This is a genomic window from Aliiroseovarius pelagivivens, assembly GCF_900302485.1.
Lineage (GTDB): Bacteria > Pseudomonadota > Alphaproteobacteria > Rhodobacterales > Rhodobacteraceae > Aliiroseovarius > Aliiroseovarius pelagivivens.
On sequence record NZ_OMOI01000001.1, the window covers coordinates 609,712 to 625,283 of the forward strand.

Sequence of the window (15,572 nt, forward strand, 5' to 3'; positions counted from 1 at the left end):
TTCGGTACCCAAAGCCGAGGCCAACATGAAACGCATCGCTATTTTCTGTGACGGAACCTGGAACCGATCTGACGCGCACAACCCGACCCATGTGTTGCGTCTTGCCCAAGCGGTGCGCCCCACAGCGCGCGACGGTGTCACTCAGGTCGTTCACTATTTGCCGGGCGTGGGCAGTGGTCAGGGTGTGACCAAGCTGTCGCGCTTCATGGATCGTGTGCTGGGCGGCGCATTGGGATGGGGCTTGGATGATCGAATTCTGGAAGCCTACCGCGCGCTTTTGTTTACCTATGAGCCCGGCGACCAGATCTATATTTTCGGGTTTTCTCGTGGGGCCTATACTGCGCGCTCCCTTGCTGGGATGATCCGCACGGCGGGTATTTTGCCTTCAAACCGAACCGATCTGATCCCCGAGGCGATGCGCATGTATCGCGCGCGTGAGGGCCGCAATTCGCATCCGGACAGTGCGCCTTCCATGGCGGCACGTCTGGCCATGTCGCCCGAGGTGGCCACCAGTCCCAAGGATGAAAAATGGCGGATGGATCAGGGCATTGACTGTCACCTATTGGACATCACCTATGTCGGCGTCTGGGACACTGTGGGCGCACTGGGCGTCCCTGCATTTCTTGGCCCGCTCGCCCGTTTCCTGAATGCGCGCTATGCGTTTCACGATGCGGATCTGTCCCGCTCGGTCGGGGCGGCACGTCATGCAGTGGCGATTGACGAACGGCGCAAGCATTTTCCGCCCGCGCTTTGGACCAATCTGGACAAGCTGAACGGAGAGGTCACGAGCAGCAATTCGCGCTATCAGCAACTTTGGTTCGCAGGCAATCACGGGATTGTCGGCGGGTCCGGTGCTGCTCCGGAATTATCAGCTTTTCCAACGGCTTGGATTGTGGCGGGTGCGCAGGAGCGAAAGTTGGATTTTAACCCCGCACGGCTTCAGGAGTTGCTAACGGCAGCTGATCTGAAAGCCGATGACCGAGGTGCTGCCTTGCAGCCCGCGTGGCGCAATCTATGGGGGCTATTTCTGTGTGATCGCACGTTGCTGCGCGACTCCAAAAGCCACGACATCCCGGCCCGACAGATATCGGGTGCCGCAAAAGAAAGGGTGCGCCAGACGTCTTATCGTCCGCGCACCCTTGATCCCGTCATCGAGGATCTTTTGAAATAGAACAGAGGTTTAGGCCAACTGGCCTTCCGCCGTGATCCGGGTTTTTCCACCCAGATAGGGGTGCAGCGCCGCGGGCACGGTGACCGATCCGTCTTCTTCTTGTCCGTTCTCCAGAACTGCGATCAGCGCGCGGCCGACTGCAAGGCCCGAGCCGTTCAGCGTATGCAGGAACACCGGCTTGCCACCCTCTGCGGGCTTCATGCGGGCGTTCATGCGACGTGCTTGGAAGTCACCACAGGTCGAGATCGAGCTGATCTCGCGATAGGTGTTCTGACCGGGCAGCCAGACCTCGATATCATGCGTGCGGATCGCGCCAAAGCCGATGTCGCCGGTGCACAGGTTTACAGTGCGGTAGGGCAAGCCCAGACGCTCTAGAATGTCCTCGGCACAGCGGGTCATACGCTTGTGTTCAGCTTCAGATTCGTCTGGTTTGGTGATCGACACCATCTCGACCTTTTCGAACTGGTGTTGGCGCAGCATGCCGGCCGTGTCACGACCAGCCGAACCCGCTTCCGAGCGGAAACACTGGGTGTGGGCCACATAGCGGCGGGGCAGATAACCTTCTTCGACGGTCGCACCGTTCACAATGTTGGTCAGCGGCACCTCGGCGGTCGGCACCAGCCACCAGCCATTGGTGGTCTGATAGCTGTCTTCGCCGAACTTCGGCAACTGGCCTGTGCCGCGCATCATGTCTTCCTTGACCAGAACCGGGGTCCAGGTCTCGGTCAGCTCGTTGTCATTGACGTGAACGTCCAGCATGAACTGGGCCAGAGCGCGATGCAGGCGGGCGACGGCACCCGACAGAACCATGAAGCGCGAACCAGACAGTTTCGCGGCGGTTTCGAAATCCAGACCATCCTGAACGGCGGGCAGCTCATAGTGCTCAATCGGCTTGAACGAAAACTCGCGCGGGGTGCCCCAGCGGTTGATCTCGACATTGTCGTCTTCGTCTTCCCCATCCGGCACGTCGTCGGCCACGATGTTGGGCAGACCCATCAGCAGATCGGTCAGCTTGGCGTCCAGCTCTTTCGCTTGCTCGTTCAGGCTTGCGATCTCGGCTTTCTTTTCACCGACGAGGGCGCGCAGGCGTTCAAACTCGGCCTCGTCACCCGAAGCTTTTGCAGCCCCAACGGACTTGGCTGCCTTGTTGGCGTCTGCCTGTGCGGTTTCGGCAGCCAGAATGGCGGCGCGGCGATTTTCATCCAGCGACAAAACCTCACCCGACAGCGCCGAGAGGCCCCGACGGGCCATAGCCTTGTCGAATGCTTCGGGATTGTCACGGATCAAGCGAATATCATGCATGGATCTGTCCTTTGATTTAACCTGACGCGCATATGCCAGATGCACGCGCGGGGGGGAAGCCCTAAGCGAAAATGCGGATCACATAGTCTTTGCGCGTGGTTTCCAGGACCTCCCACGTGCCAGTAAAGCCGGGACGGATCACCATGCGGTCGCCGGCATGTAGCTGAAACTCGGTGCCATCAGCATCCGTCAGAACCGAGTGTCCCTCCAGAATATTGAAATACTCCCACTCATCATAAGTCACGTGCCATTTCCCCGGCGTGGACTGCCAAATGCCGGTGAATTGATCCTCGGTTTCCTCGAGCGACCACGTGGTAAATTCGGGCGTGCCCGAGATGAGCTTTTCTTCCGAAGGGTGGTCGATTTCCGGCGCGACATCCGACGTTATCTTGAAGGCAAGGGTCATGGGGGCTCCTGTGTTTCGGTATTTTGATCAAATTACGCAGGGTGGCGCGAAAAGAAAGGCCAAATAACACCCAGCTGCACGAAGAAAGAGCGGATGCGCTGCTTGCTGGACAACCCACAGGCCCCCATATAGGGTGCGCCGGACAATTGGGTAGGGCGCGTAAGCCAGCCCGTGAAAGAAGGGATAAAACGATGTTTGTAACTCCTGCATTTGCACAAGCCGCGGGCGCCCCGGCTGGAGGAATTCTGAACGGGATGTTGGTCCCGATGGTGCTGGTCTTTGCGATCATGTACTTCTTCATGATCCGCCCCCAGCAGAAGAAAATGAAAGAGCATCAGTCGATGCTTGGCGCGCTGCGCAAGGGCGATCAGATCGTCACGCAGGGCGGTGTGATCGGTAAGATCACCAAGGTCAAAGATGACACAGAAGTTGAAGTTGAAATCGCGTCGGGCGTGAAGGTCCGCGTTGTGCGTTCGACCATCGTGAATGTCATGGGCAAGACCGAGCCGGTCGAAAGCTGATCTGCGCGGGTTTCCGACCCAACCAACTGAATAAAAAGAATATATAGGGCAGGGGCACATGCTTCAAATCGCAACTTGGAAACGTCTTGTGATCTGGGGGCTTGTGCTCCTTGGCCTATATTTTGCGTCCCCGAACGGGTTTTACGACCGCGTCGAAACGCATAATGATGCGGTCGCCACGATTGAAACCACGGGCACCACGCCCGAGCTTGAGGCGGACCGTTCGGCCTGGCCGGATTGGGCGCCGAATGCGCTGGTCAATCTGGGTCTGGACCTGCGCGGCGGAGCGCATCTGCTAGCCGAGGTTCAGGTCGAAGACGTCTATGAAGCACGGATGGATGGCTTTTGGCCGGAAATCCGTAACGCTCTACGCGATGAACGCGCCACCATCGGAACGATCCGCCGTCAGGACAGCGACCCTGCCGAACTGCGCGTGATAATCTCGAAGCCCGAGGCCTTGCCGCAAGCGATCGAGATCGTGCGCGGTCTGGCCCAGCCTGTGGTCAGCTTGTCGGGCGTTGGATCCACGGATATCGAGGTGAATGCAGGCCGCGAGGGCGAGTTCGTCGTCACATTGTCCGAGGCCGAACGTGTTGCCACCGACGACCGCACCATTCAGCAATCGCTTGAAATCATTCGTCGCCGCGTGGACGAGGTTGGCACCCGCGAACCCACCATCCAGCGTCAGGGCGATACGCGCATTCTGATTCAGGTGCCGGGGATCGGCTCGGCCTCTGAGCTGAAAGAGATCATCGGTAAAACTGCGAAGCTGACCTTCCACCCGGTTGTCAGCCGCACCACCGACGCGGCGACCACGCCGGGTCCGCGCAATGTTCTTTATCCGTCGTTGGATGACGAAGGCGTGTTCTATGTGCTCGAGCAAACCCCGGTTGTGACTGGCGAGCAGTTGAATGACGCCCAGCCCGCCTTTGACCAGAACGGCCAACCGGCTGTGAACTTCCGGTTCAACGTCTCGGGTGCGCGGCTGTTCTGTGACTATACCGGCGCCAATGTCGGCGCCCCCTTTGCGATTGTGCTGGATGAAGAGGTCATCTCGGCTCCGCGGATCAACGAACAGATCTGTGGCGGCTCGGGCATCATCAGCGGCAATTTCTCGATCGAAGAATCAACCAATCTGGCCGTGCTTCTGCGCGCGGGTGCGTTGCCCGCCGAGCTGACTTACGTTGAAGAACGCACCATCGGCCCGGAACTGGGGCAGGACAGCATTGACGCCGGCAAGATCGCGTCGATGGTCGCCTTCGCTGCCGTGCTGATCTTCATGGTCGCCTCATACGGCTGGTTCGGTGTGATCGCCAATGTGGCGCTGATCCTGAACGTCGGCATGATCTTTGGCCTTCTGTCGATGATCGGGGCGACGCTGACCCTTCCGGGCATCGCCGGGATCGTGTTGACCATCGGTATGGCGGTGGACGCCAACGTGCTGGTCTTCGAGCGTATCCGCGAAGAGCTGAAAGCCGGCCGCGGTCCAGCCCGCGCCATCGAGCTTGGTTATGAAAAAGCGCTATCGGCCATTCTGGATGCCAACATCACCACCTTCATCACCGCCGTGATCCTGTTCATCATGGGCTCGGGCCCGGTGCGCGGTTTCTCGGTCACGCTGGGGCTGGGCATTCTGACCTCGGTCTTCACCGCGATCTTCCTGACCCGCTTGATGGTCGTCATCTGGTTCGAACGCAAACGTCCGCGCAACTTCGAAATCAAAGGCATCCGCATGGCCCCGCAAGGCCGCGTCTTTGACTTCTTCAAGCGGTCGATCGCGACGCTGGGCGCATCAGGTTTGGCAATGGTGGCATCGGTTCTGTTGTTCTTTGTGATCGGGCTGAACTTCGGCATCGACTTCCGCGGCGGCACCACGATCCGCACCGAAAGCACGCAGGCTGTGGACGTAGGCAGCTATCGAGACGCTTTGACGCCGCTCGCCCTTGGTGACATCTCGATTGTTCAGGTGAACGACGTGAACTTCCGCGCTGATCAGCATGTCAGCCAGATCCGTATCGAGGCCCAAGAAGGCCAAGAGGCGATCACACCCGAAACCATGACCCTGATCGAACAGGCGCTGGCTCAGGTCGATCCGGCCATCACCTTCCCCAGCGTGGAAAGCGTTGGGCCGAAAGTCTCGGGCGAGCTGGTGACGACTGCTGTGCTGGCTGTTGTCGCGGCGATTGCGGCGGTTCTGGTCTATATCTGGCTGCGCTTCGAATGGCAGTTCAGCTTGGGCGCAGTGGCGGCCCTTGTGCACGACGTGGTGCTGACCATCGGGATATTCAGCCTGCTGGGCATCAAGTTCGATCTGGCCATTATCGCAGCACTTCTGACCATCGTGGGCTATTCGCTGAACGATACCGTGGTCGTCTTTGACCGCGTGCGTGAAAACCTGCGCCGCTATAAGAAGATGGACCTGAAAGAGGTTCTGAACCTGTCGATCAACGAAACGCTGGCACGTACAATGATGACCTCTGTCACCACGCTTCTTGCGCTGATCGCGCTTTACGTGCTGGGCGGAGATGTGATCCGCGGCTTCGTCTTTGCGATGATCTGGGGCGTAATTGTCGGCACCTATTCGTCGATCTTCGTGGCTTCGGCCATCTTGCTGCGCCTCGGCGTGAAACGCGACTGGTCCAAGCCTGATGCAAGCGCCGGCAACCAGTTTGCCAACGTGGATGCCTGATCTTCTGACCCAAGCCCTGGCCTTGCCGGGGCTTGGGTGGATTCTGGCAGCAGCTTTTACAGCCGGGCTGGTCCGCGGATTCGCGGGTTTTGGCACAGCGATGATTTTTCTGCCGATCACATCGCAAGTTGTTGATCCGGTTCTGGCAATTGCAATTCTTATCATTATGGATTTGGCGGGTCCCGCACCGGCCATTCCGCGTGCCCTAAGGGATGGGCATCCAAAAGATCTGATGCGGCTGGTGTCAGGCATGGCGATAGCACTACCGCTTGGGCTCTCTGCGCTTTTTGTGGTCGAGCCCACGGTGTTCAAACTCGTCGTGTCGCTTGTCAGCCTTGCAATGCTGGCAGCGCTGATAAGTGGCTGGCGGTATCACGGTACAGTAACACCCAAAACAGTTTGGGCCACGGGTGGTGTGGCTGGCCTTTTGGGCGGAGCCGCAGGCATACCGGGGCCACCGGTCATTTTGCTTTACATGGCCTCGCCGCATGGGCCGCGCGTGATCCGCGCCAACACAACGTCGTTCTTGTTTTTCTTTGACCTGATTATGTTGGCCGCATTCCTGATCACAGGCCAACTTCTGGGGCTTCCGCTGGTGCTGGGTCTTTTGACGATGTTGCCCAGTATCTTGGGCAACCTTATCGGAGGCTGGATTTTCAATCCTGAGTACGAACGCCTTTATCGCCGTGTGGCGTATGCAATTATTGCCGGATCGGCCCTGTCGGGGCTATACGCTGCCCTAGGATAAGGAGATCCCGATGCAGTTTCACGAAGTCCGATATGACAGTGCGCAACCAGTGGACAGCTATGGCCCAGGATTCTTCCGCATCGCGGGCGAGGTGATCGAAGGCCCAGTGCTGGTCACGGCCGAGACTGCAACCGGCTGGGGCGGGCTTGAGGACATTGCCGCGCTGACCGCACTTAAAGGCCAGATCGACGTTCTGTTTCTGGGCATGGGGGCCGAGATTGCGCATCCCCCTGCGCCTCTGCGTGAGGCACTGGAAGAAGCCGGGATCGGGATCGAGATGATGGGATCCGCACAGGCCTGCCGCACCTACAACGTACTAATTGCCGAGGGCCGCCGCATTGCGCTGGCCGCCCTTCCGGTCTAAGGCTTTTTACATGGAACTACGGGTCGAAAATCTGACCGTGGCGCGCGGTGGCGTGCCAGTGCTGGAGGGGTTGGAATTCACCCTGTCCCCCGGTCAGGTGTTGATCCTGCGTGGACCAAACGGATCGGGGAAAACCACGCTGTTGCGGACCCTTGCGGGATTGCAGCCGCCCTTGACGGGCAGTGTGTCCGCCGATCCCGAACAGATCACCTATGGCGCCCATGCGGATGGGCTGAAAGCCACGTTGAGTGTCGAGGAAAACCTGCGCTTTTGGGCCTCGGTCCACGGGCTTGCGGATATTGCCCCCGCGGTGGACGGGTTCAATTTACGCGGTCTGCTTGAGCGTCCCTCGGCCAATCTGTCAGCAGGGCAGAAACGGCGGCTGGGACTGGCGCGCCTGTTGGTCACTGGGCGGCCCATCTGGCTGCTGGACGAACCGACCGTGTCGCTGGACGTGGCCTCGGTCACGTTGTTCGCGGATGCGGTGCGCGCGCATGTGGCCGGCGGAGGCTCGGCCCTGATTGCAACGCATATCGACCTTGGTCTGAAGGCCGACACCTTGGATGTTGGCCCGTACAAAGCTGATGCGCACCGACCGCGCACGGATGGTATGCGTGATGCTTACGCAGATTTCGACGAGGCCTTTTCATGATCGCTTTGCTGGTTCGGGATCTTAGACTTGCCATGCGGGCAGGGGGCGGTTTTGGGCTGGGGCTTGCGTTCTTCCTGATCGTCTCGACCCTTGTGCCCTTTGGTGTTGGACCCGAGGCCGCAATCTTATCGCGTATCGCGCCGGGCATCTTGTGGGTGGGTGCGCTGCTTGCCTGCCTGTTGTCGCTGGATCGTATCTTCCAACTGGATTTTGAAGACGGGTCGCTGGACCTGCTAGCCACCGCCCCCATCCCGATGGAAGGGATCGTCGCGGTCAAAGCACTGGCCCACTGGTTGGTGACCGGCCTTCCGCTGACGCTGGCTGCGCCTGTATTGGGGACGCTGATGAATCTGGAAAGCCCCGGCCATTACTGGATCTTCATCACGCTTCTGATTGGAACGCCCGCCCTGTCAATGATCGGCGCGTTCGGCGCTGCGTTGACCGTTGGGCTGAAACGGGGTGGTCTGCTGTTGTCGCTGCTCGTCTTGCCATTGTACATCCCCACGCTGATCTTCGGGGCCGAGGCCGCGACGCGCGGCACAGCAGGTCTTTCCGCATCAACCCCGCTGCTAATGATGGCCGGGATTACGGCTGGATCCATCGCCCTGCTACCATTTGCCGCCGCCGCTGCCTTGCGTGTGAACCTGAGATAGGTCAAACCATTCCGAGGCACATGCGCGATGCTGCCGGTGCCGCCGACTGTAGGAAGCCACAGAGGAAACACATGTCACTTTGGGAATTCGCAAACCCGGTCAAATTCATGGCGCTCAGCGGCAAGGTTTTGCCTTGGGTGATTGGTCTATGCGCCGTGACCCTGATCCCCGGCCTGATCTGGGGCTTCTTCTTCACGCCCGAGGCCGCCAATTTCGGCAACTCGGTCAAGATTATCTATATACACGTGCCAAGCGCGATGATGGCGATCAATGTCTGGGTGATGATGCTTGTCACCTCACTGATCTGGATCGTGCGACGTCACCATGTCTCGGTCCGGGCAGCCAAAGCAGCTGCGCTGATCGGCGTCACCATGACGGTGATTGCTTTGATCACCGGTGCGATCTGGGGTCAGCCAATGTGGGGCACCTATTGGGCGTGGGATCCGCGTCTGACCAGCTTCCTGATCCTGTTTCTGTTCTATCTTGGCTACATGGCGCTTTGGGCCGCGATTGATAATCCGGATACGGCGGCAGATTTGACATCTGTACTGTGTATTGTCGGGTCCGTCTTTGCAGTGCTCAGCCGCTATGCTGTGAACTTCTGGAACCAAGGCCTGCATCAGGGCGCGTCGCTGTCTCTGGACAAGGAAGAACACGTGTCGAACGTCTATTACCAGCCACTGCTGCTGTGTATTGCAGGGTTCATCCTGCTGTTCGTCGCGCTTGTCCTAATCCGCACCCGGACCGAACTGCGTCTGGTTCGCCTGCACCGTTTGGACGTTCGTGAAAGGATGAAAGATGCTTGAGCTAGGAAAGTATGCTGACGCTATCTTGTCGTCATGGGCGATCACTCTCGGACTTTTGATCGCTCTGATCCTTGTGACTTGGCGCCGTTCGGTCCAAGTAAAACAAGAGCTGGATGCGGCCGAAGAAAGGGCGAAGCGGAATGACTGAGAAGAAAAAACGTGTCTCGTGGCTGATGATCCTGCCGCCGGTACTGTTTCTGGGGCTGGCCTCGATGTTTCTTTGGGGCATGAAACAGGAAAACCGTGACGCGCTTCCATCGACCCGTGAGGGCGGCATTGTACCAGCAATGCAAGTCACAAGCTTTGACGGTGAGCCCAGCTTTACCCAAGAAGATTTGAAATCCGGTGGTGTGAAGCTGGTCAACTTCTGGGCCAGCTGGTGTGCGCCTTGCCGGGCCGAGCATCCGTTGCTGGAAAAACTGGCCGAGGAAGGCGTGCAAATCAACGGGATCAACTACAAGGACGATCCGGCCAATGCCAAACGCTTCCTGACCCAGTTGGGCAATCCCTATGCCGCCTTGATGACTGATGGTGACGGACGCACGGGGCTTGAATGGGGGCTCTACGGCGTACCGGAAACATTCGTGATTGCCGGCGACGGAACCGTCGTGAAACGCTTTGCGGGTCCGATCACCGAGGGCATTCTGGAAAGCATCATCCGCCCTGCCATAGCCAAGGCGGAAGCACGCTAACCAGCTGCGTTAAGCGTCAAGATAATGACAGTGAAGCCGATGAACTCCAGCACCGGAACTGGGATACGTCTAAAAAAATTACCCACTTAAATCGTGACCTCACTTGGTTTTGCCGTCGATGGATTAATTCAGCTCCATCGCCTGCTTTACACAAGGTAAACTGGACAGCTTCTGCGATCTAGAACGCAAAGCAGAAACGGTCTGTTTTTCTAATATCAGTTTAGCTGGTCAAGCTGCGCTCAACAGTGACGTACATCACAAGACGCAACCGAACCTTCATAGGTTGAGTAGCCAATAAAATATGACGGAAGCCGGTCGAGATAAGTGAAGCGACCACCGAATCGTTCTGCCTTTCCGTATCTGTATTCAGCTACAGGTCCTTGCAAAGCTCGGCGAAGCTTCGTGAAATGCGATGCTGCTTGATGCTTTCAAAACCCACCTGAACTGTGGGAATTCCATCTGTGCGGGAAAATGTAACAAACACCTCGCAAATCCTTGATTGGAAGGTCAGCGGCAGGGTCGCTATCTAGGGATTAGAGCATAACAGAAAGAGACACCGATGCGGGCACTTCTGACCGGATTGATCAGCATATTACTTGCCACCTTCGCTGGGCTGGCCACGGCCGGAGATCGGCCTGTTGTCGTTGTCGAGCTATTCACGTCACAAGGCTGTTCGTCCTGCCCACCTGCAGATGAGTTTCTGGGTGAGCTGTCCCGCCAAGATGACGTTTTGCCCCTAGCAATGCATGTCGACTATTGGGATTACATCGGGTGGAAAGACACCTTTGCGCGGCCCGAGCACACGAAGCGGCAAAAGGCCTATGCATACGGGTTTGGCACCAAATCGATTTATACGCCGCAGATGGTGATTGGTGGGGTGGATCAAGCCGTGGGCAGCCATGTCATGAAAGTGATGGAGATCTTGCACAGGCATCAAATGGCCGTAGGTCGTGTCAGCCTGTCGACCCATAATGGCGACAACGGGCGGGTTGTACGGGTGGCCAATATCTCGAATCTGCCTTTGCCCGGTGTCGTAGTCGCGCAGATCGTACATTTCGCACCCAAGGCGACCGTGGCGATCAAACGCGGTGAAAACGCCGGGCGCTCCATCACGTCGACCAACATCGTGACCAATATTCAGGCATTTGGAAAATGGGACGGCAAGGGCGAGATCGAGTTCAAGCTGCCGGATCCCTTGGCCCCTGAAGGGCAGAGCGTTGCGATCCTGTTGCAGGCCACGCGGATGGGGGACTATCCAGGCGAGATTGTGGCGGCTATCGCGCTAGACTGACGATCACGCGTCGTCGGGCAGTTGCCAACGATTGTGGATCCACAGGAACTGATCCATATTTTGACGCACGCGGGCCTCGAACCGGTCATTGAATTCTTGCATCATGGTTTCCGGATCCGAATGGTCGATCGGGTCTTCCACAACAACGTCGAAATCCACACCGTTTTCCTTGCGGACCGCGAAGACCGGAATGAACAGCGTGTTGTATTTCAGGGCCATTTCCGCGATGGCCAGTGTGGTCATTGCAGGTTTGCCGAAGAAGCTGAGCTTCGCGCCTTGATCTTCACGCTGGTCCAAGAGGATTGCCAAAAGCCCACCACTGCGCAGGTGTTTCACCATGCTGCCCATGCCGCGCCGCGATTGTTCGAACGCTTTTCCTTCGAAGCCCTCCATCCGCTTGATGTAGCTTTCATTGAAATAGACATTGGACATCGGACGATAGAGCGCGCCGGTGTTAAAACCAGACTGGATCAGAACAGCGCGGGCTGCGTCGTAGTTCCCGAAATGGCCCGAGGTCGCAATGATCGGGCGTCCGTCGGCTTTGGCTTGCTCAAGGGCGGCGACGCCGGGACCGCTCAGCCGCGTGTTTTTCATTCGATTGAACAGATCGTCGCCAGACCACATCTCGGCCAGAAAACGACCGGCGTTGGACAGCACGGCACGTTCCATGCGCTTGACCTCGTCCCTTGGCATGTCTGGGCAGGTCAGGGAAAGATTGTTGCGAATGCGCTTGTCATAACCCGCGACAGGTCCGATGACACGCGACGCAAACCAACCGACTACGGGCAGGCGCATCTTATAAGGCAGGATGCGGGGCAAGTTGAGAACACCAGCCAGTGCCAGATGGGTCAGATAGGGACCCAGCCCACGTTTTTCTTGCACCATGCGGTCGCTCCCGGTCCTGTGCCCATGTGGTGGAATGGGCTGGTCGGTCACACATAGCGGGGAGCGCTGCAGCCTGCAAGCATCAGGCAGGGATGTCAGCCGTCTTCATCGGGCGTGATGAGTGTAATTTCCCCTTCTATTTCCAAGGTTCGGATCTGGGCAACTATTTCGTTCATGGCTGCGTCACCTTCGGCAGGTTTAACGGTGCCGCGTTCTTCCATTTCTTCGCGGATCTGTTCGGCCAGACGTTTAGACATGGCATCAAGGACAAAATTTGCCGCAGGCTCGAGGTCGCCCGTTGCTGCGGCAAGGGCGGTGACCAGAGTTGCTTGGTCGATATCCTTTGTGACTTTCGGCACATCAGTGGGCTGCAACCGCTCGGGCACATTTGCGAAGGTGAAGATCGACTTGCGAACAGCACTTGCGAATTCGGTATCTTCTTGCTCCAACCCTTCCAAAACCTCTTCTCGCGTGGTGGCGGGCGAGACATTCAGTATCGATCCGACGCGTTCGCTGGGATCATCTTCAAAGGCTTTCGCCGGTCGATCACAAAGCTGCTCAGCCAGCGATCGACCGATCCGCGCAACCACGTTCGGGGCGATGGTGCTGGTCAATGAGACTGCAAAGGCGATCTTGCGGGCAGTTTGGCCGGGCAGTTTGCCTAACAGCTCAGCGGCGACAGAAGTTCTCAGCTTTGACAGTAAAACTGCCGAAACCTCGGCGCTTTCGTGCTCCAACAGCGGCAGAAGTTGTTCGACGGGAGTATTCGAGATCGTAATCCAGGGATCATGTGTGATCTCGACGCCCGAAAGTTGGCGTACGCGTGCGGCGGTCGCGGGGCTGATCGTTCCATCCAAGACCGACAGCGTATTCTCTAGACCGCCGGGGAACGACAGGCCGATCTCTTCGATCTCAAAAACGAACTCGTCGATGACGGCCTTCAAGGTCGCGCGGTCGACATAGCGCATAGTGGACATTTGGTGGACCAGCTCGCCCTGCAAGCTGTCGGGCAGATCCTGCAAGGCCAGTTCCGCGCCTTCCGCAAGCAACAGACGCACAATGATTGCTGCCTTCTGACGTCTAGACAAATGCCGGGGAAGGTGACGAAGAGGTTGCGCCAGATCGACCGTTGAATCCGGAACCGCACCGGGCATCACTTGACCCGGGCCATCCTGCAATATCAGGTCCGCTCCCCTCATCATGTCATTTGGCACAGCGCCGCCTCCGCCTTGGTTTTAGGCAGATTGACAGCTGTGGGTTAAAACCACCTTTACGCCTAGATGGTTAGGCTGATTTCTCGTCGATACAGGCTTGAAGCTTGTCGTTCCAAACCTGTCCGGCTGCGCAGGTCGAGGCTTCGTGCGAACCTCGGTTGCATTGGCCTGCGATGCACAGCGTTGGTACCAGCGCCAGTAGGAGCGAGAATAGCAGGGTCTTGAATTGCATAGGGGCCTCCTGTTCAGAAGGCCCCTATCATAGCACAAATGGGCGTTGCGCCCAAATTTGTCGCGGATCAGCTGTCGCCGAAGACCCGTTTGAAGATCGTGTCGACATGTTTGGTGTGGTACCCCATGTCGAATTTTTCGTTGATCGCGTCAACGCCAAGCGCTTCGACCACGGCCTCGTCTGCCAAGAGAAGCTCACGGAAATCCAGACGTTCTTCCCAGACTTTCAGCGCGTTGCGCTGAACCATGGAATAAGCGTCTTCGCGCGATACGCCAGCCTGCGTCAGGGCCAGCAGTACGCGCTGCGACATGACCAGACCCGGGAACTTGTTCATGTTGTCCAGCATGTTGTCGGGGAAGATCAGCATCTTGTCGATCACGCCCGCCAGACGATGCAAGGCGAAGTCCAGTGTGACGGTGGCGTCCGGGCCGATGCCGCGTTCAACCGACGAATGCGAGATGTCGCGTTCGTGCCAAAGCGCCACGTTTTCCATCGCGGGGATCACGGTCATGCGCACCAGACGGGCCAGGCCGGTCAGGTTTTCGGTCAGAACCGGGTTCTTCTTGTGCGGCATGGCCGACGAGCCCTTCTGGCCCATCGAGAAGAACTCGGCGCCTTCCAGAACTTCGGTACGCTGCATGTGGCGGATTTCCACGGCGATGTTTTCAATCGACGAGGCGATGACGCCCAGCGTGGCAAAGAACATGGCGTGGCGGTCACGCGGGATAACTTGGGTGCTGATCGGCTCGGGGCGCAGGCCCAGCTTTTCACAAACGTGTTCTTCAACCGCGGGATCGATGTTCGCGAAGGTGCCAACAGCGCCCGAGATCGCGCCGGTGGCGACTTCCCAGCGGGCTTTTTCCAGACGGTTCTTGTTGCGGTCCATTTCGGCGTAGAAGCGCGCGAAGGTCAGACCCATGGTGGTGGGTTCGGCGTGGATGCCGTGGCTGCGACCAACGCGGACGGTGTCCTTGTGCTCCAACGCGCGTTTCTTCAGGGCGGCCAGAACCTTGTCCATGCCTACCAGCAGAAGGTCGGCGGCGCGGACCAGCTGCACGTTCAGGCAGGTGTCCAGTACGTCCGACGAGGTCATGCCCTGGTGCACGAAACGAGCTTCATCCGAGCCGACATGCTCGGCCAAATGGGTCAGGAAGGCGATGACGTCATGCTTGGTGACGGCTTCGATTTCGTCGATGCGGGCCACGTCGAATTCAACGTCCTTGGCTTTCCAGACGGCTTCGGCGTTTTCGCGCGGGATCACGCCCAGATCGGCCATGGCGTCGCAGGCATGTGCCTCGATCTCGTACCAGATTTTGAACTTGGTTTCGGGCGACCAGATGGCGACCATATCGGGGCGGGCATAACGAGGGATCATCGGCGGAGCCTTTTTCGTTTGGTTGGCAGTCGCGCATCTCATAAACTGCCGCGATGCAGCGAACAAGGGACGCGTGCCGGGAATGGGCGCGTGGGGCTCATGTTTGCGACGAAAAAGGGGTAATCAGGGTGAGACTCGCGGATTTTCTGGGGGAATGGCAGATTGAACGCGAGGTTGCCGAGGAAACTGGGGCAGTCCATCGCCTTTCAGGAGCGGCAGTATTTTCCGCTGAGCCGGGTGGGCTGCTGTATCGTGAAGAAGGGCAGCTTGTAACGGAAAACGGGGCCAGCTTTGCAGCAAGCCGGGTCTATCATTGGTGTGGATTGGGGGACGGGCGCGTGAAGGTTCTGTTCGCGGATGGACGCGATTTTCATATGATCGATCTGACCGTGGCCCAACCTGAAGACCTGCATTGGTGTGATCCGGACCAGTACCGAGTGTCATTTGATTTCAGCTTATGGCCTACGTGGCAGTCGGTCTGGAATGTGTCTGGACCGCGTAAGGGCTATCGGATGGTAACGCGCTATCGTCGATAGCCTGAGGAGCTATGTCCCCGTTTAAGCGACAGGAG

Annotated in this window: 18 protein-coding genes; 12 read left to right on the forward strand and 6 right to left on the reverse strand. The window is 58.2% G+C overall.

Annotated features, from left to right (window positions below):
* The first annotated feature begins 25 nt into the window (after positions 1-25).
* Positions 26-1,171 (forward strand): T6SS phospholipase effector Tle1-like catalytic domain-containing protein, encoded by a 1,146-nt coding sequence (locus ALP8811_RS02960; protein ID WP_108855690.1) that lies wholly within the window; start codon positions 26-28, stop codon positions 1,169-1,171.
* A gap of 9 nt (positions 1,172-1,180) precedes the next feature.
* On the opposite strand, the gene serS is transcribed toward ALP8811_RS02960, so the two are convergent.
* Entirely contained in the window at positions 1,181-2,473 is a 1,293-nt protein-coding gene (serS, locus tag ALP8811_RS02965) for a serine--tRNA ligase (RefSeq protein WP_108855691.1), read from the reverse strand.
* 61 nt (positions 2,474-2,534) lie between these two features.
* Positions 2,535-2,879: a cupin domain-containing protein gene (locus ALP8811_RS02970; RefSeq protein WP_108855692.1), complete on the reverse strand. Its 345-nt coding sequence runs from the start codon at positions 2,877-2,879 to the stop codon at positions 2,535-2,537.
* Between the two features lie 191 nt (positions 2,880-3,070).
* On the opposite strand from ALP8811_RS02970, the gene yajC reads away from it, so the two are divergent.
* From yajC to ALP8811_RS03020, 10 genes are all read left to right on the forward strand, one after another.
* On the forward strand, positions 3,071-3,400 hold the full coding sequence (yajC, locus tag ALP8811_RS02975) for a preprotein translocase subunit YajC (RefSeq protein WP_108855693.1): 330 nt from the start codon (positions 3,071-3,073) through the stop codon (positions 3,398-3,400).
* Positions 3,401-3,458: 58 nt separating this feature from the next.
* A complete protein-coding gene (gene secD / locus ALP8811_RS02980) occupies positions 3,459-6,089 on the forward strand; it encodes a protein translocase subunit SecD (protein WP_108855694.1) in 2,631 nt (876 codons plus the stop codon).
* Positions 6,082-6,837 (forward strand): sulfite exporter TauE/SafE family protein, encoded by a 756-nt coding sequence (locus tag ALP8811_RS02985; protein WP_108855695.1) that lies wholly within the window; start codon positions 6,082-6,084, stop codon positions 6,835-6,837. The genes secD and ALP8811_RS02985 overlap by 8 nt, the downstream gene beginning before the upstream one ends.
* Positions 6,838-6,847: 10 nt before the next feature.
* Positions 6,848-7,201 (forward strand): Mth938-like domain-containing protein, encoded by a 354-nt coding sequence (locus tag ALP8811_RS02990; RefSeq protein WP_108855696.1) that lies wholly within the window; start codon positions 6,848-6,850, stop codon positions 7,199-7,201.
* A gap of 10 nt (positions 7,202-7,211) precedes the next feature.
* Positions 7,212-7,853 (forward strand): heme ABC exporter ATP-binding protein CcmA, encoded by a 642-nt coding sequence (ccmA, locus tag ALP8811_RS02995; protein ID WP_108855697.1) that lies wholly within the window; start codon positions 7,212-7,214, stop codon positions 7,851-7,853.
* Positions 7,850-8,506, forward strand: a complete 657-nt coding sequence (ccmB, locus tag ALP8811_RS03000) for a heme exporter protein CcmB (protein WP_108855698.1) — start codon at positions 7,850-7,852, stop codon at positions 8,504-8,506. Before ccmA ends, ccmB begins: the two co-directional genes overlap by 4 nt.
* Before the next feature lie 71 nt (positions 8,507-8,577).
* Positions 8,578-9,312, forward strand: a complete 735-nt coding sequence (locus ALP8811_RS03005; RefSeq protein ID WP_108855699.1) for a heme ABC transporter permease — start codon at positions 8,578-8,580, stop codon at positions 9,310-9,312.
* Positions 9,305-9,460, forward strand: a complete 156-nt coding sequence (locus tag ALP8811_RS03010) for a heme exporter protein CcmD (RefSeq protein WP_108855700.1) — start codon at positions 9,305-9,307, stop codon at positions 9,458-9,460. Before ALP8811_RS03005 ends, ALP8811_RS03010 begins: the two co-directional genes overlap by 8 nt.
* Positions 9,453-10,004, forward strand: a complete 552-nt coding sequence (locus ALP8811_RS03015) for a DsbE family thiol:disulfide interchange protein (protein WP_245924534.1) — start codon at positions 9,453-9,455, stop codon at positions 10,002-10,004. The genes ALP8811_RS03010 and ALP8811_RS03015 overlap by 8 nt, the downstream gene beginning before the upstream one ends.
* Positions 10,005-10,563: 559 nt before the next feature.
* Positions 10,564-11,295: a DUF1223 domain-containing protein gene (locus ALP8811_RS03020; RefSeq protein ID WP_108855701.1), complete on the forward strand. Its 732-nt coding sequence runs from the start codon at positions 10,564-10,566 to the stop codon at positions 11,293-11,295.
* 3 nt (positions 11,296-11,298) lie between these two features.
* Here the strand turns inward: ALP8811_RS03020 and ALP8811_RS03025 are convergent, their stop codons facing one another.
* The 4 genes from ALP8811_RS03025 to purB all read right to left on the reverse strand — a co-directional run bounded on the left by ALP8811_RS03025 (position 11,299) and on the right by purB (position 15,001).
* A complete protein-coding gene (locus ALP8811_RS03025; protein ID WP_108855702.1) occupies positions 11,299-12,180 on the reverse strand; it encodes a lysophospholipid acyltransferase family protein in 882 nt (293 codons plus the stop codon).
* Between the two features lie 95 nt (positions 12,181-12,275).
* Positions 12,276-13,334 carry a flagellar motor switch protein FliG gene (locus tag ALP8811_RS03030; protein ID WP_108855703.1) on the reverse strand — a complete coding sequence of 353 codons (1,059 nt, stop codon included), beginning with the start codon at positions 13,332-13,334 and terminating at the stop codon, positions 12,276-12,278.
* A gap of 130 nt (positions 13,335-13,464) precedes the next feature.
* Positions 13,465-13,626, reverse strand: a complete 162-nt coding sequence (locus ALP8811_RS03035) for a chitin-binding domain-containing protein (RefSeq protein ID WP_108855704.1) — start codon at positions 13,624-13,626, stop codon at positions 13,465-13,467.
* 67 nt (positions 13,627-13,693) lie between these two features.
* Positions 13,694-15,001 (reverse strand): adenylosuccinate lyase, encoded by a 1,308-nt coding sequence (gene purB / locus ALP8811_RS03040; protein WP_108855705.1) that lies wholly within the window; start codon positions 14,999-15,001, stop codon positions 13,694-13,696.
* Positions 15,002-15,129: 128 nt separating this feature from the next.
* Between purB and ALP8811_RS03045 the strand changes: the two genes are divergently transcribed.
* Positions 15,130-15,537 carry a DUF6314 family protein gene (locus tag ALP8811_RS03045; RefSeq protein ID WP_108855706.1) on the forward strand — a complete coding sequence of 136 codons (408 nt, stop codon included), beginning with the start codon at positions 15,130-15,132 and terminating at the stop codon, positions 15,535-15,537.
* Positions 15,538-15,572: the final 35 nt, after the last annotated feature.